The organism is Nonomuraea sp. NPDC003727, from assembly GCF_053586935.1.
In genome coordinates, this window is record NZ_JBSFNE010000006.1 from 284,267 (window position 1) to 302,648 (window position 18,382).

Below are 18,382 nucleotides of genomic sequence, written 5' to 3' on the forward strand. Positions count from 1 at the left end.
GGGCGCGTGAGGTCAGAGGCGGAAGGAGGCCGTCGCGGCGCGGTGGTCGCTGCCCGTGGCCGGCGCCACCCCTGCCCTGGTCGCCGTCATCCCCTTGTAGAGGATGTGGTCGGGTCTGGTGATCGGGAAGTTCGACGGCCAGGTGAAGCCGAACCCCTCCCCCGCCTCCTCCTGGGCGTTCAGCAGCGGCGGCGCCAGGTTGCCGAGCCCCCGGTCGTCGGTGGCGGTGTTGAGGTCGCCGAGCAGCAGGATGCGCTCGCTCCGGTCGGCCGTGATCAGCTTGCGCGCCTCCTCGAGCGTCCGGTCGCGCGTGGCGGTGTGCCCGGGCCTGGCCGAGGCCAGGTGCATCACGTAGACGGTGACGTCGCCCTCCGGCGTCCTGACCACGGTGCGCAGCGCCCGCTCCCACCCGAGGCCGACGTCGAAGAACTCGGGCTTGCCCAGGGGGAACCTGCTCCACACGCCGATTGTGCTGACGCTCCTGCGGTACTTGTAGATCGCGTTGAGCGCCTTGGCCGCGGGGCCGCCGGGCGTCAGCTCCTGCGCCGCGATCAGGTCCACGTCGTCGGCGATGGCGCGCACCGCCGAACCGGAGGCGTTGTTGCGGACACCCACGTTGACCGTCGCGACGGACAGGTCGCTGTCGCCTCCGGGCGCGGAGCGCAGCACGTCGGAGCCGAACATCACCGCCCACACCAGCGCCGGCAGCAGCACGGCGAGCGCGGCGCCCCTCGAGCGGGCCAGCAGCGCCGCGAGCAGCAGCAGCGGGACGGCCAGCCCCAGCCACGGCAGCAGGCTCTCCAATATGGGGGTGAATCCCCCGAGTGCTGGGATCAGGCGGTGACCCGCCAGCATCGCCGCGATCAGAATCGCCCCCGCGATCACCGCACGCTTCAGCACACCGCTCCTCTCGCCCCCTGGGGTGACCAGGGTAGGCGCTCGCCGGGCCGCACGCGAGGCGCTAACCTGAGGCCGAACATAGTTCGGTTACTAGGGAGTTCGGGCATGCGGATCGGGATGGCGCTCAACTACTCGGGCGGTTTCAAGGAGACGGTCGCCGAGCTGGCCGACTACGAGAAGGCCGGGCTCGACATCGTCTTCGTGGCCGAGGCCTACTCCTTCGACGCCGTGAGCCAGATGGGCTACATCGCGGCCAGGACCGAGCGCCTGGAGATCGCCTCCGGCATCCTGCCGATCTACTCGCGCACGCCGACCCTGCTGGCGATGACCGCGGCGGGCATGGACTACGTCTCCGACGGCCGGTTCACCCTCGGTCTCGGCGCTTCGGGACCGCAGGTGATCGAGGGCTTCCACGGCGTGCCGTACACCGCTCCGCTGGGCCGTACCCGCGAGGTCATCGAGATCTGCCGCAAGGTGTGGGAGCGCGAGCGGCTCACCTACGAGGGCAGGCACTACACGCTCCCGCTGCCCGCCGACAGGGGCACCGGGCTCGGCAAGCCGCTCAAGCTGATCAACCACCCGGTGCGCTCCCGCATCCCGATCGTGGTGGCCGCCATCGGCCCGAAGAACGTCGAGCTGACCGCCGAGGTCGCCGAGGGCTGGGAGCCGATCTTCTACATGCCGGAGAAGGCCGCCGACGTGTGGGGCCCCTCGCTGGCGGCGGGCAAGGCCAAGCGTGACGCCTCGCTGGGCGAGCTCGACGTCATCGCGCAGGCCGCCCTCTACATCGGCGAGGACGGCGAGAGCCTGCTGCAGCTCGGCCGGTCGATGGCCGCGCTGTACATCGGCGGCATGGGCGCCAAGGGCAAGAACTTCTACAACGAGCTGGCCCGCCGCTACGGCTACGAGAAGGAGGCCGAGCAGATCCAGGAGCTCTACCTGGCGGGCAACAAGAAGGAGGCCGAGGCGCTGGTCCCGCAGGAGCTGCTGGAGCGGATGTCGCTCATCGGCTCGGAGGGCTTCGTCCGCGACCGCGTGCAGGCCATGAAGGACTCCGGCGTGACCACGCTGAACGTCACCCCGCTCGGCCGCACCCACGAGGAGCGCATCAGGCTGCTGGAGAAGGTCAGGGAGCTGGCCGCCTAGCCTCCAGCTCCCCGTGGGACCAGCGCTGCTCGGGTCGCCTGCCGTCGCAGGGGACGACCCGCAGCCGGGCGTGGCGGGCCAGCAGGTCGTCCTGGTGCAGGCAGCCCGCCGCCGTGCCGATCCGGCCGGTCGGCGAGAGGTTCCAGCGCTGGTCCCGTCCGCCGTCGCAGTCGTCCATGACCGGCACCCGGCCCGCCGACAGGCAGCGCCCGGTCAGGGCGCTGCGCAGGCTCGCGCCCAGCACGTACCACCCCTGGGCGGGGCTCCCCGCGCAGGCATGCGTCCGTACGGCACCGCGCCCCGGCCCCACCTCCAGGCAGCGAGCGGTGGCCGTGTCGTCGTTGGGGGTGCTGGTGGTGCCCATCCACGAGACGATCGCGCCCGGCGCGGGGACCGGGGCCTCCCGCCGGTACTGCCGGGCGACCCAGTCGCGGTCGCCGGCCGCCAGCGTGGCGGGCGGGGCGGGGCAGACGCCCGGCCTGCAGTACACGTGCCTGGCGTAGGCGGCGAAGACCGCGCTCTTGCGGGCCTGCTCGGCGGGGGTGAGGTTGGGGGGCAGCGCCGAGATGCCGTAGGCGCGGTAGAAGACGACGGCGGGCCGCAGGCCGGGCGTGGCGGCCATGGCCTGCCGGGCGGCCAGCAGCGTGTAGCGCGCGGTCACCGCGTGGTCGCTGTGGTCCACCGGCTCGGTGAGGCTGAACCCGAGCCGGGTGCTGTGGTGGTCGAGCGTGCGGATCGTGTCCGGCCGGAAGCGCTCGATCAGCCGGCGCAGGGTCGCGACCAGCGCCGCCGCGTCGTAGCGGGCGGTGCCGTCGACCGTGGAGATGCGGTCGATGTCGCCGCGGAACAGCTTGAGCAGGCTCTGCCGTCCCTGGCTCGCGCTTCCCCGCCCCCGGGGGTGGCCGTCGGGCAGGCCGAGGAACAGCAGCTGGATCTCACCGCGACCGGCAGGCGGGCGGTCCAGGGTGAAGGCACGGATGGAGCGCCCGCCCACGCGCAGGTCGGAGCGCCGCCAGGCGTCGGCCGCGCCCGCCATGACGGCGTAGGCCGCGCGCACGCCGTCCTCCCTGCTGCGCACGTAGTCGTCCACGCGCCCGTCGTCCCCCGCCGTCAGGTACACCACCCGCAGGCAGGCGCCCGCGTCGTGGTCGCCGGCGATGGCGGGATTGACGAACAGCAGGTCGTCGTCCTGGTGCGCGACCGAGACCAGCGTGGTACGGGAGCACGCCGTGGCGCCCCGCGCCACGGTGCCGCTCGTCACAGGGCCGCTCGTGACAGGGCCGCTCGTGGCGGTGGCCGGTCCGGCGACCGGGCCCGCCAGCAGGCTCCCGCAGCACACCAGCGCGGTCACGGCTCTCTTCACGGCGCGGCCCCTCCCTCACGCGGCGGCCCCCGCCCGCTGCGCGCACACTCCCGGTGACCGCCCGATCGTCCCGCCCCTGAGGACGCCGCCCCGCCGACTTTCCGATGTGCGGGGACGTCCTTGCCGGAGGCCCCAGATCGGCGTGCCGCGCGCATCAGGGTGTCAAGCCCTCGCCAAGGTCGCGTCATACCTTGCCCGGCCTGCGCGGCGGAACCGGCCGAGGCGGGCACGATGGGCGAGCCGTCGCACCGGGGACAGTCCTCCGGCGGCAGCTCAGCGGCGATGGGAGACCGATGAAGATCGTCTTTCTGATCCAGAACCTGTACGGAATCGGCGGGACCATCCGGTCCACCGTCAACCTCGCCGGAGCGCTGGCCGAACGACACCAGGTCGAGATCGTCAGCCTGCTGCGGACCGCCGGCGACCCGGCGTTCGCCCTCGACCGCCGCGTCGCCGTCCGCGACCTGGTGGACCTGCGCGCCGACTCGCCTGCCTTCGCGGGCGCGGACCCGCGCCACGCGCAGCCGTCGGCCGGCTACACCAAGGGTGAGGCCAAGGGCTACGCGCGCTGCTCGCTGCTGACCGACGAGCGCATGGCGGCCTACCTGGCCGCCTGCGACGCCGACGTGGTCGTCGCGACCCGTCCCGGCCTGATCGCCTACCTGGCCCGCTACGGCACCGACCGCTACCTGAAGGTCGGCCAGGAACACCTGATCCACGACGGGCAGAGCCCCGAAACGCTCGCCGAGCTGCGCGAGCACTGTGCGGCGCTCGACGTGCTGGTGACCATGTCGGAGGGCGACGCGGCCGTCTACCGGGCCAAGATGCCCCTGACGCGGACGAGCGTGGTGTCGATACCCAACGGGGTCCCCGATCCGGGGATCGAGCCGGCCACGCTCGACACCAAGGTGATCGTCGCGGCCGGGCGGCTGACCCCGGTCAAGCGGTACGAGCTGCTGATCGAGTCCTTCGCCAAGGTGGCCGCGCAGCGGCCCGAGTGGAGCCTGCGCCTGTACGGCAAGGGCACGGAGGCCGAGCCGCTCCAGGAGCTGATCGACGATCTCGGGCTCAACGGCCGTGCCCTCCTCATGGGCGCGCGCTCCCCCATCGAGACCGAGTGGGCGAAGGGCTCGATCGCGGCGGTGTCGTCGAAGCTGGAGTCGTTCGGCATGACCATCGTCGAGGCCATGCGGTGCGGGGTTCCGGTCGTCAGCGTCGACTGCCCGTTCGGTCCCGGCGAGATCATCGAGGACGGCGTCGACGGGCTGCTGGTGCGCGAGGCGGCTCCCTCGGCGATGGCCGACGCGCTGCTGCGGCTCATCGACGACGAGCCGTTGCGCCGCGCGATGGGGGCGGCGGCGCTGAGCAGCGCGCGCAGGTTCGATCCCGCCGAGGTGGCCCTGCGCTACGAGCGGCTGTTCGCCGAGCACGTGCGACCGCCACGCGGCGGGCCGCGGACCCAGCCGGGTGGGACGGGCATCCTCACGCGCGCCCGGTCGCTGCCGTCGCGGGGGGTGCGGTGGCTGGCGAGGCTCGGCGCGCCGGCGCTCTCGTCAGGCGGGGCGGGGCGGTCACGCGGGACGGACGAGCCCATCGTCGCCCACTGCCTGGCGCACGCGGACGGCGGCCTGACGATCCGTCTCGCCGACGGCTGCCTGCCGCCCAGGAACGCCGCGAACTGGTCGGTGCGGCTGCGCCGGCGCGGCTCGACGAGCGCGATCACACTGCCGCTGGACGCCGCGGGACAGAGCCGCCTCGAGCGCGCCGGCAACCGCCTCGCCGAGGGCCGCTGGGATGCCTACCTCTCCCGGCCCGGCCAGCGGCTGCGGCGCCTCGTCGCGGGCCTGTGCGACACGCGCGTGCTGGTCAACGCCCTGCCCGACCGGCACCGGCCGCTGGAGACGTGGACGCCCTACGCCACCGAGAAGGGCGAGCTGTCGATCGCCGTCCACGTCCGGACGACGCACGCCGAGGTCACGGACCTGCTGTCCGCCCCCACCAGGCTCACCGTCCACGGGCTGCTGGTGAACCTGCCGCAGGGCCCGCTGACCCTGCTCGCCCTGCGCCGCGGTACGGCGCGGGGCCCGGGCGAGGCGGCCCAAGGAGAGGTGGTCCTGCCCGCCCAGAGTTACCTCGACGGCCGGTTCACCTGCTCGGTGCCGTACGAGCGGCTGGTGGCGGCGCGGCGGGAGGAGCAGGAGACGTGGGATCTGTACCTGTGCCCGGCGGAACGGGGCGGTCCCATCCGGCTGGGCCGCTTCTGCGACGACATCGCCGACCGGAGGGCGGTGGACCTCTACCCCCGGCACCTCGTCGGAGACGCGTTCGCCCGTGCCGCCTACACGGCCACCAACGAGCTGTCCGTCCAGATCACCACCGCCACGGCCGGCTGAGCGCGCCCGCGACGAGCAAGGGCGCCCCGGCTCCTGCCGTCGGGCGGATCTGCCATATCCCTGGCGCGCTGCCGGCCTGCGGGAGGCCGCCTGGCACGCGCGAGCCTGGTATCAACTCCTCCCCTCACAAGGGGTTGCGTTGTGAGGTAGATCACTTCTACAGTCGGAATACTGTCCGATTCATTACGGTTTACTGATCTCGTGAGGTTTTCTGTCCTGTATGTGTGGCTCGTTGAGCGGCTGCACATCGATCTCTGTCGTCTGACCGGCTCCCTCTGTCGCTGATCGCGCTCTGACGAGCGCTCGATCGCCCGACCCCCTCACCCACCCCCCTTCCGCGTGCCGCCATTTCGGCATGCCGTCTTTCGGAGCCTTCCTCATCGTGAAGAGATTCTCGTTCTCCCTGCAGTTGCTGCTGGGTCTGGTCGTCGGCGTGGCCCTCGGCTTCGCCGCCCGCGTCTGGGACCTGGCCTGGCTGGCCAACACCCTCACCGAAGTCGGAAAGATCTTCGTCCAGCTGCTCAAGCTGGCCGTGCCGCCGCTGGTGTTCACCGCGGTGGTGGTCAGCGTCGCCAACCTGCGCAACGTCAACGGCGCGGCCAGGCTGGCGGGCAAGACGCTGTTCTGGTTCCTCACCACCGCGCTGATCGCCGTCATCGTCGGCATCGGCCTGGGCCTGATCCTCAACCCCGGCCAGGGCGTCACCCTGAGCACCGCCGGCGCGAAGGCCCCCGAGAGCGTCGGCACCTGGGTCGACTTCCTCACCGGCATCATCCCGACGAACATCGTCACGGCGTTCACCGAGCTCAACGTCCTCCAGATCGTCTTCCTGGGGATCGTCCTCGGCGCGGCGGCCATGGCGGTCGGGGAGAAGGCCGAGCCGTTCCTCGCCTTCAGCCGCTCGGTCCTGGAGCTGGTCCAGAAGGCGCTGTGGTGGGTCATCCGCCTGGCGCCCATCGGCACCGCGGGCCTGATCGGCAAGTCGGTCGCCACCTACGGGTGGGACCTGCTCGCGCCGCTGGCCAAGTTCAGCCTCGGCGTCTACGTCGGCTGCTTCATCGTCCTGCTGGCCGTCTACCCGACCCTGCTCGCCGTCGTCGGCAAGGTCAACCCAATCACCTTCTTCCGCAACGCGTGGCCCGCGATCGAGCTGGCCTTCGTCTCCCGTTCCTCGGTCGGCACGCTGCCGCTGACGCAGAAGGTCACGATCGAGCGCCTGGGCGTCGACCGCGACTACGCCTCCTTCGCGGTGCCGTTCGGCGCGACCACCAAGATGGACGGCTGCGCCTCGATCTACCCGGCGCTGGCCGCGATCTTCGTGGCGCAGGTCTTCAACGTCCCGCTGGGCATCGGTGAGTACCTGCTCATCGCGTTCGTCTCCGTGGTCGGCTCGGCCGCGACGGCCGGCCTGACCGGCGCGATCGTCATGCTGACGCTGACGCTGAGCACGCTGGGCCTGCCGCTGGAGGGCGTCGGCCTGCTGCTGGCCATCGACCCGATCCTCGACATGATCCGCACGGCGACCAACGTCGCGGGACAGATCGTGGTGCCGGTCCTGGTGGCGCGCGGCGAGGGCCGCCTCGACGAGGCGGTGCTCAACGCGCCCCCGCAGCCGCTCGAGTCGGCTCCGGCGAGCACGCCGCGCGCCTCCGGCGAGCCCGCCATCGCCTGACCCGCCCTCTCCACACACCCGTCCACAGCGGAAGACGGGGCGCCCCGCACCGGGGCCGCCCCGTCTTCTCATGTTCCAGAAATGTTCCAACAGGGGCCCCGGTCAGGCCAAACTCCCTGAATTCCGGTACATTCATCCGATCCCCACTGTGAAATCCGGAGTACGCGCATGGCCCACCTGCTGGACACCTTGGACGACGAGGTCCCCCTCACCTACGGGCAGTTCATGCTGCGCGGCGTGAGCGGGCTCCAGGGCGTCGACACCCGGGTTCACATGGCCGAACTCGACCGCCAGATCTACCTCTACGCGAGTGCCGAGCACAGCCGCGTCAGGGTGGAGGTCTGGGACGGCCCGCCGCCACCGTGGGAGGGGCACGGCAAGCTCGTGGCCGACGCCCGCTGCGTGGCGGAGACGGGGGTCGTGGCCGTCACGCCGTACATGTTCGCCGGCTCGGGGCGCAGCGTGCTGATCGGCCCGGCCTTCTTCGAGTACGGCCTGCACCTGTACGCCCACAACGCCGAGCGGCTGCTGCGCTTCTGGCCGATCAGGGACGTCTTCGACCCCGCGCTCCACCTGCGTCCCGACGGCCTGGACGGCGACGCCAAGCCGGTGGAGACGGTCGAGGCGAGGTCTTCGCTGCACGACTGGGTCTCGACCAGGGTGCTCGGCTCGGCCGAGGCGCCCCTGCCGCCCGCCCCGCCGAAGGCGGAGGAGGAGTGGCCGCTGGACCACGAGCACGAGGTGAGGCTGGCCGAACTGCTCGGCGACCTGCGGCAGCGGCTGATGACGCGCCCGCCGACCTGGCTGCTCGACACCGACGAGGGCAACCGCAGCCGGTACCTCAACGAGCTGCGCAGTTCGGTGGCGATGGCCAGGCGGCTGAACCCGGACGGCCTGCCGACCATCCAGCTGTCGTTCGGCGAGCTGGTCGAGCGGCCGCACCCCGGCCTGAGCTACCGGCTGTGGCAGTGGCGCCCGATCGCCTCCCCCGCCGCCGACCCGGTCCCGGCCGTTCCGCTCGCCGCCGACCTTCCGTCGCCGGAGCGCGAGGCGACGCCGTACGCCGCCGTCGCCGCGTCACCCGAGCCACAGCCAGCCCCCTACGCCGCCGGTCCCGCGTCACCTGATCCGCGGATGACCCCTTTCGCCGCCGGTCCCGCGTCACCCGAGCGGCAGACAACCTCCTACGCCGCCGCTCCCGGGGCGCACGAGCCACGGACGACCCCCTACGCCGCCGGTCCCGCGGCGCACGAGCCGGTGGCTCTCGCCGAGCACGGGCAGGCCGCGCCGGGATCCGAGCCCGAGCGGCACCCGGCGCCCGAGACGCTGACCGCCGAGCGCGAGGTGCGGGCGCTCGACGCGCTGCGCAGGCGGCAGCTGGTGACCGGCATCGTGACCGTGCTGCGCGAGGAGAACGGCGTCGTCGAGGTCCGCGACGCGCTCCCCGCCGAGGTCGCCAGGGTCCTGGCCGCCGAGCGGGCCTGGGCCCTGGACTGACGCCTACCCCGCGCGGTTCTGGCCGCCGAGCGGGCTGTCCCTGGGCCGGCGCCTACCCCGCGCGGTCCTGACCGCCGAGCGGCGCCTACTCCCGGGCCTCGCCCTTGGCCCTGATGAGCGCGGCCAGTTCGGCGGTGGCGCGGCGGGCGCGGGCCTTCTCGCTGCCCTGGATGCCCATCGCGCCCACCGTCATGCCGTCCGAGAAGTCGATCTTCGGCCACGGGTCGCCCTCGAGCAGGGTGACGTCGAGCACCTCCGGCCAGGTGTAGCGGTGCGTGCGCAGCGCGTTGACCAGGGTGATGCCCTCCTCGTCCGCCTCGACCCTGACCCGGCCGAGCCGGTGCAGCACCCAGGCGACGGCGCAGCCGAAGGCCACGATCGCGATCTTGTCGGGGAGCTGGAACGGCTCCGCGATGAGGACGGCCATCACGACCGCGCCGACCACGACGAGAGCCGCGAAGCCGTACGCCACGAATCTCGCCCTGACCGGCCGCCAGGTGAGGGGCAGGGGCGGGGGACTGACAGGCTCAGGCATCTCGGCTCTCGCTGGGTGGCAGGGGTTGTGGTGACCAAGGAAAACTACCGCAGCCGGCGCAGCACCAGCGCCGTCTCCAGCGCCGCGACCGTGGACTCGTAGCCCTTGTCCTCGACGCTGTCGGGCAGCCCGCTCCTGGCCAGCGCCTGGTCGAGGGTGTCGCAGGTGAGGACGCCGTTGCCGACGGGCGTCTCCTCGTCGAGCGAGATCCTGGTCAGACCGGCGGTGACCGAGTCGCAGACGTAGTCGAAGTGGGCGGTCTCCCCGCGGATCACCGCGCCGAGCGCCACCACCGCGTCGTGCCTCCTGGCCATGGCCTGGACCACGACCGGGATCTCGAGCGATCCGGCGACGCGCACCACCGTGGCGTTCGCGCCGCTGTCCTGGGCCGCCTGGACGGCCCGCGCCACCAGCTGGTCGGTGATCTTCCCGTGCCAGCTGGCCGCCACGATGCCGACGCTCAGCCCTTCCGCGTCGACCGGCGCCGCGGCCGGCCTGCCCTCTCCACTCACAGCTCGTGCCCCAATCGCTCTCGCTTGGCCGTCAGGTACGCCTCGTTGTACGGGTTCGCCGCCACCGGCATCGGCTCGCGGCCCAGCACCTTGATGCCGTAGCCGTCCATGCCGCGCAGCTTGGCCGGATTGTTGGTGAGCAGCCTGACCGACTTGACGCCGAGGTCGGCCAGCATCTGCCCGGCGTTGGAGAACTCTCTCGCGTCGACGGGCAGGCCCAGCTCCAGGTTGGCGTCGACGGTGTCGCTGCCGCTGTCCTGCAGGCTGTAGGCCTTGAGCTTGGCCAGCAGGCCGATGCCCCTGCCCTCGTGTCCGCGCAGGTAGACGACGACGCCGCGGCCCTCCTTGGCGATGGCCGCCATCGCACGGTCGAGCTGCACGCCGCAGTCGCAGCGCAGCGAGCCGAACACGTCGCCGGTCAGGCACTCGGAGTGGGCGCGCACCAGGACGTTCTCGCCGTCGCCCAGCTCGCCGAGCACCAGGGCGACGTGCTCGCCGCCGTCGAGCGCGCTGGCGTAGCCGTAGGCGCGCCACTCGCCGTGGACGTTGGGCAGCCTGGTCTCGGCGACCCTGGTCACCATGCTCTCGGTGCGTCGGCGGTGGTCCACGAGCTGCTCGATGGAGATGAGCGCGAGGTCGTGCTCGTCGGCGAAGGCGCGCAGCTCGGGGAGCCTGGCCATGGTGCCGTCGTCGTTGACGATCTCGGCCAGCACACCGGCCGCGCTGAGCCCCGCCATGCGGGCCAGGTCGACGGCGGCCTCCGTGTGGCCCCTCCTGACCAGGACGCCGCCCTCGTGGTAGCGCAGCGGGAAGATGTGGCCGGGCCGTACCAGCTCCTGGGGCTCGGTGGCGGAGTCGGCCAGGGTGCGGATGGTCCTGGCCCGGTCGGCCGCCGAGATGCCGGTGGTGATCCCGTCGCGGGCGTCGACGCTGATGGTGTAGGCGGTCCGCATCCGCTCCCTGTTCTGGACCACCATGAGCGGCAGGCCGAGCCGGTCGAGCTCCTTGCCCTCCATCGGCACGCAGATGACGCCGCTGGTGTGGCGGATGGTGAAGGTCAGCAGCTCGGGCGTGGCCTTGGCGGCGGCGAAGATGATGTCGCCCTCGTTCTCGCGGTTCTCGTCGTCGACCACGACGACGGGCCTGCCCTCGCGGATGTCGTGGATGGCGCGTTCGACCGAGTCGAAGACGATGCTCATGCCGGCACCGCCGTCCGCGCCGTCCTGTACTGCTTCAGCCAGGTGCGGAAGCCGAGCAGGACCAGCACGAGGAAGACGCCGTAGACCACGCCGGAGACCACCAGGCCCGACGTGAACGCCAGCGGCACGCCGACCAGGTCGACCAGCACCCAGATCCACCAGAAGTCGATCAGCGCCCTGCCCTGCGCGAACGTGGCGACCGCCGAGCCGACGAAGATGTAGGCGTCGGGCCACGGCGCCCACGAGATCTCCAAGCCCATCGCGTTGAGCCAGGTGAACAGCAGCGCGACCGCGACCGTGCCGACCACCATCGTGCCGATGAGCGCCGAACGCTCCTTCAGCGTGGCGGGCCTGACGGCCAGACCGCCGTCGTCGCGCCTGCCCTTGGTCCACTTGTACCAGCCGTAGACGGCCAGCGCGCCGAACAGCACCTGCTTGAGCGCGTTGCCGGTGATGTGGGCGTTGACCGAGGCGATGAACAGCAGCACCGCGCCGGTCAGCTGCACCGGCCACGTCCACACCGACCTGCGCATGGCCAGCACGACCGTCGCCAGCGCGGCGGCGTTGCCGATCAGGTCGGTCCAGTAGACGGGCGTGCCGAAGACGGTGAAGTCGCCGCTCACTTGGCCACCACCAGCTTCTCCACGTACTTGGCGATCACGTCCACCTCGAGGTTGACCACGTCGCCGACGCCCCTGCCGCCCAGGGTCGTCAGCTCCAGCGTGGTCGGGATGAGGCTGACGCCGAAGCTCTCCTCGTCGACGGTGGTGACGGTCAGGCTGATGCCGTCCACGGCGATCGAGCCCTTCTCGGCCACGTAGCGGTTCAGCTCCGCCGGCAGCGAGAAGCGCACGTCGTCCCACCGCTCGCCCGGCTCGCGCGACAGCAGGACGCCGGTGCCGTCGACGTGGCCCTGCACGATGTGCCCACCCAGCCGCTGATCGGCCCGTACGGCCCGCTCCAGGTTGACCCGCGCGCCGCTCTCGACGCTCTTGAGCGAGCTCCTGATGAGCGTCTCCCGCATCACGTCGACGGTGAACACCTCGTCCTCGACGTCGACGACCGTCAGGCACACGCCGTTGACGGCGATCGAGTCGCCGTGCTTGGCGTCGGAGGTGACGAGCTTGCCGCGCACCGCCAGCCTCGCCGCGTCGCCCAGGGGTTCGACGGCGACGATCTCGCCCAGTTCTTCCACGATTCCGGTGAACATCAGCTCTCCTCGGTCACGGGACGGGCGGTGATCCGCAGGTCCGTCCCGATGGGGGTTACTTCTTCGAAGACCAACCGGTGGGTGTCGGCGATCGTCCGCACCCCCGCGTGTCCGAGCGCGGCGCCGCCCGACCCGAGCAGCGCGGGCGCCAGATAGGCGACGACGCGATCGATCAGCCCTTCCCTCATGAAGGAACCGGCGAGGGTCGCGCCGCCTTCCAGGAACACGCTGACGACCCCCCTGCGGGCCAGCTCGGCCAGCAGGGCGTGCAGGTCCAGCCCGCCGGCCGGCGACCGCGGCAGGCGAACCACGGGGGCGGACAGGTCGGTCTCGGCGTCGTCGGCGACGGCGACGAGCGTGGGGGCCTCGTCCGACAGGACCCTGGCGGTCACGGGGGTGCGCCCGCCGGTGTCGACGACCACCCGCAGCGGCTGCCGGTACGGCCCGCCGCCACCCGCCGGCCCCAGCCCCCGGACAGCCGGACGTGACGCCGGTTCCACCGGCCCGGACACAACAGCCGGACCGCCCCCGGCCGCCGAACCAGACCCGGCCCCGGGATCAGACCCGGCCGCGGGACCGGATGCGGCCGACGAGGGCGCGGCGGCCGTCGGGGATCCCGCGACCGAGCCGGACGAGCCGACCGACCCGGACCCGACGGACGCGGATCCGGCTGACGCGGACCCGACCGACGCCGATCCGGCCACCGTGGATGCGCCAGACGCCGATCCGGCCGACGTGGATCCGGCCGCGGAACCGGAGGATGCGGTGGCCGGAGCCGGTGAGCCGACCGAAGCGGGCGCGGATGCGGGACCGGATGCGGCCGGCGAGGGCGCGGCGGCCGTCGGGGATGCCGCGACCGGGCCGGACGCGGGCGGGCGGGCCGTGAGCCTGGGGTCGTCGGCCAGAACGGTGCCGATCCCCGCGACGATCGCGTCGGACTCGGCGCGCAGCCGGTGGACGTCCGCCCGCGCCTCGGGCGAGGTGATCCACTGGCTGGTGCCGTCCTCGGCCGCCGACCTGCCGTCCAGCGTGGCGGCGAACTTCCACGTCACATGGGGCCGGCCGCGCCGGATGAAGGTCAGCCACTCGGCGTTGCCGCGCTCGGCCTCCTCTGCGAGCAGCCCGATCTCCACCTGCAGCCCGTGGGCGCGCAACTGGGCGGCGCCTCCCGCGGCCGTCGGGTTGGGGTCGGGCACGGCGATCACCACCCTGGCGACGCCCGCCTTCAGCAGCGCTTCGGAGCACGGTCCCGTGCGACCGGTGTGGGCGCAGGGCTCGAGCGTCACGTAGGCGGTGCCGCCCCTGGCGCGCTCGCCCGCCTCGCTCAGCGCCACCGCCTCCGCGTGCGGTCCGCCCGCGTAGGCGTGGAAACCCTCTCCCGCGTGCGCTCCCGACGCGTCGACGATGACGCACCCGACCACGGGGTTGGGGCTCGTGGTGCCGCGACCGAGCGCGGCCAGCCGCACGGCCCTGGCCATGTGCAGGGCGTCGGTCTCGTCCACGCGCTTGGTGGGTACGGCAATGCCCGGCCTTGACTGGGCGGGTTCGTCCACCCCCGGACCTCCTACTCGCCAGTAGCTCTCAGCTACGGCGGGCCCCGGGGGATGTCAGGGTGCGACGCACGCACCACAGAGGCGCCCGGCGAACACCGGACACCCGCGCGCTTCCTCCCATCCGGACTTTCACCGTCGGTCCCGGAATTTCACCGAGTCAACCGGCCGATGGCATCGGCCGGGTCGCGGACTGTCACCGCCGGTTCGGACTTTCACCGACCCCGGAGCACGCTAGCTCTGTTCTCCCCCAGTGTGCCATGTCCGAAAAGCCCGGCGCGACCGCCCCCGCCAACAAACCCTAACAAACGCTTGGTCAATTACATCATCGCAGGTCATCCACCACTCCGGGAAAAACTCGTCGGAAGTCGGGGCGTGCCTGGTCGGGTCCAGGGCCAGGGACGAGGCCGGCGGGTGCGGGTGCCATGCGGGTGCGGGTGCCGGCCCAAGCGAGTGCGGGCCCAGGCAGATGCGGGCCCAGGCAGATGCGGGCCCAAGCGGGCATGAGTCCAGGCGGGTGCAGGTCCAGGCGAGCACGAGTCCAGGCGGGTGCGGGCCCAAGCGAGTGCGGGCCGAGGCGGGCACGAGTCCAGGCGAGTGCGGGTCCAGGCGAGCACGAGTCCAGGCGGGTTCGGGCCCAGGCGGGTGCGGGTCCGGTGAGGGTCGGGTTTGGGGGCGCCGTTGGGAGGTCGGCCATCGCCGCACGAGGAGCGTCCCTTCGGAGGACGGGTCCACGTGCCGGGCGGAGGCGCGTGACCCGGCGTGCCGTACAGGGGGTGGGCCGGCGTGCCGTGCAGGGGGTGGGGAGGTCACGCCGCCATGAGGCGGCGGGCGCGGCGGGCTGCCGGGGCGTAGCGGACCTGGGCCGGCACGAACCCGAGCCCCGTGTGCAGCGCCCGCAGCGACGCGGTCGCCCACAGGTCCCCCACCGGCGTCGCGGGCAGCCCGTACAGCCGGCGGGCCCACCGCGGCAGCGTCGCGAACGCCAGCAGCGTCAGCGCCGGCAGCATCGGCTTGAGCGGCGTCAGGCGCAACGGCAGCGGCGCGTTGAACGACAGCCGCAGCGGATGCGCCGCCTCGGGCACGAACCGCAGCCCCGGTCGGGCCGCGCGGATGTAGTCCTGCAGTTCGCCCACCGAGCCTGGCACGTCCGCCGGTGACAGGCCGACCACCTCGGCCGCCGCCCGCCATTCCGCCACGAACGCGTCGGCCTCGTCGTCGGTCAGCCGCACCCCCGCCCTGCGGGCCACCGTCAGGTAGGAGTCGACCTCGCCGATGTGCACCCAGCGCAGCGCCTCGGGATCGTCGAGGCGGAAGCGCTCCCCGGTGTCGTAGTCGAGGGCCGTCAGGGTGGCGTGGATCCTCCTGACCCTGGCGCCGGCCCGCTCGACATCGGCGCGCGTGCCGTACGTCCGGACCCTTACGAACTCGGTCGTGCGCTGGAAGCGCGACCACGACTCGGCCGGGTCCATGAGCGCGGAGTTCTGCAGCACGCCGCGCATCGCCCTGGGGTGCAGGCCCTGCATGAGCAGGGCGCGGAAGCCGCCCACCAACAGGATGGGCTCCCCCATCACCCGCCATGTCACCGATTGCGGCCCGAACAGCCCGTGATCCTCCATAAGTGTTCAATTACCCGGGAGGCGATGAACCTATGTTCCGCCGCACCGCTAATCCACGGCCCTGATCGCTCACCACGCATCGCGGACGCCACCCGGGTCGTCCCGCCCCGCCGGGACCACCGCACCGATCCGCCGGGACACCGCGGATCATGCGGTCGGCCGGGCATCCACGCGGTGGCGCTGCGAACCCGGCCGCGCAGGGCAGGTCGGGGCGGTCCCGCAAACCCGGCCACCCCACGGCAGACCGGGGGCTGCAGACCCGGCCACCCAGGGCAGACGGCGGCAAACCGGGCCGTCCGGGCATGCCGCGCGGCGCAGCGGTCCCCACCCGCGGACGCCGCGCAAGCCCACCGCTTCCGCCACCCGGCAGACCGGATGCCCGCTGCAGGTCAGACCGGCTGCAAGCCGGGTGGGGTGGGGCGAGGAGGCGCGTGGCAGCCCGGGTGTCAGTCCGCGTACGGGCTGGCCAGGTCTCTGAGCTTGTCGATCGCCGCGGCCGGGTCGGCGGCGCCGTACACCGCGCTGCCCGCCACGAACACGTCGGCCCCGGCCTCGGCGCACCGCTCGATCGTGTCGGCCGCCACCCCGCCGTCGACCTGGAGCCAGATCTGACCCCCGTGCCTGGCGATCAGCGACCGCGCCCGGCGGATCTTCGGCAGCACCACGTCGAGGAACTTCTGCCCGCCGAACCCGGGCTCCACCGTCATCAGCAGCAGCATGTCGATCTCGCCGAGCAGGTCCTCGTACGGCTCGACGGCCGTCGCCGGGTTGAGCGCGAAGCCCGCTCTGGCTCCCGCGGCGCGGATCTGGCGCAGCGTGCGCACGGGCGCCTTGGCCGCCTCGGCGTGGATGGTCACGCTGCCCGCGCCCGCCTCCGCGTAGCCGGGTGCCCACCGATCAGGGTCGGTGATCATCAGATGGCAGTCGATCGGCGTCGAGGTGGCCTTGAGGAGCGCCTCGACGACCGGCAGGCCGAGGGTGAGGTTCGGCACGAAGTGGTTGTCCATGACGTCGACGTGCAGCCAGTCGGCGTTCGGCACGCGGGCGGCCTCGTCGGCGAGACGGGCGAAGTCAGCGGACAGGATGCTGGGAGAGATCTGAACGGCCATGATGGCCCCGAGTGTAGTGAAGCCCTTCCCGCGGCTCCGCACCCGCCGCCCCCCGAACCGATGCCACCGGCCGCCGTCCCCCGAACCGATCCGACCGGCCGCCGCCCCCCGAACCGATCCCACCGGCCGCCATTCCCCGGACCGATCCCACCGCCCGGCAGGCCGTCAGGTGTCCCGCGCCGGGCCCTGCGGCGATCCGGCGGCCGGCGTGCCGTGCAGCGCGACCAGTTCGGCGCCGAGCCTGGCGAGTTCGGCCCGTACCTCCGGCCCGTCCACGACCTCGACGAGCGCCCCCCATCCCGCCAGCTGCTGGGCGATCATCAGCGGGGTCGGCGCCGCGACCCTGACCCGGGCCCGCCCGTCGTCCTGGGTGGCCTCCACCTCGCAGTGCCGTCCGAAGTGGTCGCGCAGGACGGGCACGAGGCGGGCGTGGATGAGCACGGTGGCCGACAGCGTGGAGCGGTGCCGCTCCACCTCGTCGACCACCCGCTCCCACGCCTGCGTGAGGTCGAAGCCGGCGGGCCGTTCGAACGGCTGGTCCGTCACGACCGCCTCGGCGATCCTGTCGACCCTGAAGGTGCGCTGCCCCTTGTCGGTGCCGGCCAGCAGGTACCACACCTCGTCCTTGTCGACCAGGCCCCACGGGTCGACGAGGCGTTCGGTGCGCTCCTTGGACCGGCCGGCGTAGGACAGGCGGACCTTCAGCCTCTGGACGGTGGCCCGCTGCAGGAGGTCGACCAGTTCGGGCCGCCGCCTGCCGTGCTCGCCCCACCTGGCGGGGTCGATGGCGACGGCGCTGGCGGCGGCTTCGGCCTCGGCCCTGAACGTCTGGGGCAGCGCCCGCACGAGCTTGCGCAGCGCCGACTTGACCTCGGGGGCGATGGCGGCGGCCGGGCCGACCAGCAGGAACAGCGCCTGGGCCTCGGCCGCGGTCAGCCCGCTGAGGTCGGTGCGGGCGCCGCCGAGCAGCGACCAGCCGCCGCCCCTGCCCGGCTGGGGATAGACGGGGATGCCCGCCGCCGACAGCGCCTCGAGGTCGCGTCTGGCGGTGGCCACCGAGACCTCGAGCTCCTCGGCCAGCTCGGCCGCGGTGATCCGGCCCCTCGACTGCATCAGCAGCAGGGCGGCGACCAGACGATCAGCTCGCATGGTTCTCAGTGTCGCAAAACAAAGTGCTCATTTGATGAGCACTTTGACGAGAAGAATGAGACCTGTCACTCACCGGGACCGAACCGAGAACGCGAAGGAGCCACCCATGCTGCGAGGCCTCACCACCACCTGCTTCTGGGCCGACGACCTGGAGGCCGCCAAGCGGTGGTACACCGAGGTGTTCGGCATCGAGCCGTACTTCGAGCGGCCCGGCCGCGACGGCGCCCTCGCCTACGTCGAGTACCGCATCGGCGACTACCAGCACGAGTTCGGCCTGTGCCAGAGCGGCTACGCCCCCGAGGGCGCCGCGACGGAGCCGGGCGGCGCGGTCGTCTACTGGCACGTCGACGACCTCGACGCCGCGGTGGAGCGGCTGGTCTCCATGGGCGCCAAGGAGTACCAGCCGGCGGTGAGCTGGGGGGACGCCGGTTTCCGCACGGCCTCGGTCGTGGACCCGTTCGGCAACGTCCTCGGCCTCATGGTCAACCCGCACTACCTGGAGGTGCTGGCCTCGCTGAAGCAGTAGCG

17 protein-coding genes and 1 riboswitch are annotated in these 18,382 nt (G+C 72.6%); of the genes, 6 read left to right on the forward strand and 11 right to left on the reverse strand.

Features of this window, described 5'->3' with window-relative positions; all coding sequences use genetic code 11:
* Window positions 1-12 precede the first annotated feature (12 nt).
* Complete coding sequence (locus ACWDLG_RS17730; protein ID WP_449921051.1) at window positions 13-900, reverse strand: endonuclease/exonuclease/phosphatase family protein; 888 nt, start codon at window positions 898-900, stop codon at window positions 13-15.
* Window positions 901-1,005: 105 nt separating this feature from the next.
* Between ACWDLG_RS17730 and ACWDLG_RS17735 the strand changes: the two genes are divergently transcribed.
* Window positions 1,006-2,046, forward strand: a complete 1,041-nt coding sequence (locus ACWDLG_RS17735) for an LLM class F420-dependent oxidoreductase (protein ID WP_449921054.1) — start codon at window positions 1,006-1,008, stop codon at window positions 2,044-2,046.
* On the opposite strand, the gene ACWDLG_RS17740 is transcribed toward ACWDLG_RS17735, so the two are convergent.
* The gene (locus tag ACWDLG_RS17740; RefSeq protein WP_449921057.1) at window positions 2,027-3,409 is read right to left on the reverse strand and encodes a PIG-L family deacetylase; all 1,383 of its coding nucleotides are present in this window, start codon (window positions 3,407-3,409) and stop codon (window positions 2,027-2,029) included. The two genes, ACWDLG_RS17735 and ACWDLG_RS17740, sit on opposite strands and share 20 nt — an antisense overlap.
* Window positions 3,410-3,702: 293 nt before the next feature.
* Here ACWDLG_RS17740 and ACWDLG_RS17745 point away from each other — a divergent pair, with 293 nt between their 5' ends.
* The 4 genes from ACWDLG_RS17745 (at window position 3,703) to ACWDLG_RS17760 (ending at window position 8,971) form a co-directional block, all read left to right on the forward strand.
* A complete protein-coding gene (locus tag ACWDLG_RS17745; protein WP_449921060.1) occupies window positions 3,703-5,802 on the forward strand; it encodes a glycosyltransferase family 4 protein in 2,100 nt (699 codons plus the stop codon).
* Between the two features lie 222 nt (window positions 5,803-6,024).
* Window positions 6,025-6,087, forward strand: a complete 63-nt coding sequence (locus tag ACWDLG_RS17750; RefSeq protein ID WP_350655493.1) for a putative leader peptide — start codon at window positions 6,025-6,027, stop codon at window positions 6,085-6,087.
* A gap of 97 nt (window positions 6,088-6,184) precedes the next feature.
* The gene (locus tag ACWDLG_RS17755) at window positions 6,185-7,474 is read left to right on the forward strand and encodes a dicarboxylate/amino acid:cation symporter (protein WP_449921062.1); all 1,290 of its coding nucleotides are present in this window, start codon (window positions 6,185-6,187) and stop codon (window positions 7,472-7,474) included.
* A gap of 168 nt (window positions 7,475-7,642) precedes the next feature.
* Window positions 7,643-8,971 carry a hypothetical protein gene (locus ACWDLG_RS17760; RefSeq protein ID WP_449921064.1) on the forward strand — a complete coding sequence of 443 codons (1,329 nt, stop codon included), beginning with the start codon at window positions 7,643-7,645 and terminating at the stop codon, window positions 8,969-8,971.
* A gap of 85 nt (window positions 8,972-9,056) precedes the next feature.
* Here ACWDLG_RS17760 and ACWDLG_RS17765 read toward each other — a convergent pair whose 3' ends face one another.
* From ACWDLG_RS17765 to ACWDLG_RS17805, 9 genes are all read right to left on the reverse strand, one after another.
* On the reverse strand, window positions 9,057-9,506 hold the full coding sequence (locus tag ACWDLG_RS17765) for a PH domain-containing protein (RefSeq protein WP_354910262.1): 450 nt from the start codon (window positions 9,504-9,506) through the stop codon (window positions 9,057-9,059).
* 44 nt (window positions 9,507-9,550) lie between these two features.
* Window positions 9,551-10,018, reverse strand: coding sequence for a 6,7-dimethyl-8-ribityllumazine synthase (gene ribH, locus ACWDLG_RS17770; protein ID WP_449921068.1), 468 nt, complete (start codon window positions 10,016-10,018; stop codon window positions 9,551-9,553).
* The gene (locus ACWDLG_RS17775; RefSeq protein ID WP_449921071.1) at window positions 10,015-11,217 is read right to left on the reverse strand and encodes a bifunctional 3,4-dihydroxy-2-butanone-4-phosphate synthase/GTP cyclohydrolase II; all 1,203 of its coding nucleotides are present in this window, start codon (window positions 11,215-11,217) and stop codon (window positions 10,015-10,017) included. Before ACWDLG_RS17775 ends, ribH begins: the two co-directional genes overlap by 4 nt.
* Window positions 11,214-11,840, reverse strand: a complete 627-nt coding sequence (pnuC, locus tag ACWDLG_RS17780) for a nicotinamide riboside transporter PnuC (RefSeq protein ID WP_449921074.1) — start codon at window positions 11,838-11,840, stop codon at window positions 11,214-11,216. Before pnuC ends, ACWDLG_RS17775 begins: the two co-directional genes overlap by 4 nt.
* Window positions 11,837-12,427 (reverse strand): riboflavin synthase, encoded by a 591-nt coding sequence (locus tag ACWDLG_RS17785; RefSeq protein ID WP_449921076.1) that lies wholly within the window; start codon window positions 12,425-12,427, stop codon window positions 11,837-11,839. The genes pnuC and ACWDLG_RS17785 overlap by 4 nt, the downstream gene beginning before the upstream one ends.
* Window positions 12,427-13,929, reverse strand: a complete 1,503-nt coding sequence (gene ribD / locus ACWDLG_RS17790; protein ID WP_449921078.1) for a bifunctional diaminohydroxyphosphoribosylaminopyrimidine deaminase/5-amino-6-(5-phosphoribosylamino)uracil reductase RibD — start codon at window positions 13,927-13,929, stop codon at window positions 12,427-12,429. Before ribD ends, ACWDLG_RS17785 begins: the two co-directional genes overlap by 1 nt.
* A 154-nt stretch (window positions 13,930-14,083) precedes the next feature.
* Window positions 14,084-14,214: riboswitch (FMN riboswitch) on the reverse strand.
* 572 nt (window positions 14,215-14,786) lie between these two features.
* Window positions 14,787-15,548, reverse strand: a complete 762-nt coding sequence (locus tag ACWDLG_RS17795) for an oxygenase MpaB family protein (RefSeq protein ID WP_449921081.1) — start codon at window positions 15,546-15,548, stop codon at window positions 14,787-14,789.
* Between the two features lie 494 nt (window positions 15,549-16,042).
* On the reverse strand, window positions 16,043-16,705 hold the full coding sequence (gene rpe / locus ACWDLG_RS17800) for a ribulose-phosphate 3-epimerase (RefSeq protein ID WP_354910246.1): 663 nt from the start codon (window positions 16,703-16,705) through the stop codon (window positions 16,043-16,045).
* A gap of 165 nt (window positions 16,706-16,870) precedes the next feature.
* Window positions 16,871-17,854 (reverse strand): helix-turn-helix transcriptional regulator, encoded by a 984-nt coding sequence (locus tag ACWDLG_RS17805; protein ID WP_449921084.1) that lies wholly within the window; start codon window positions 17,852-17,854, stop codon window positions 16,871-16,873.
* Window positions 17,855-17,960: 106 nt separating this feature from the next.
* Between ACWDLG_RS17805 and ACWDLG_RS17810 the strand changes: the two genes are divergently transcribed.
* On the forward strand, window positions 17,961-18,380 hold the full coding sequence (locus tag ACWDLG_RS17810; RefSeq protein WP_449921086.1) for a VOC family protein: 420 nt from the start codon (window positions 17,961-17,963) through the stop codon (window positions 18,378-18,380).
* Window positions 18,381-18,382 lie beyond the last annotated feature (2 nt).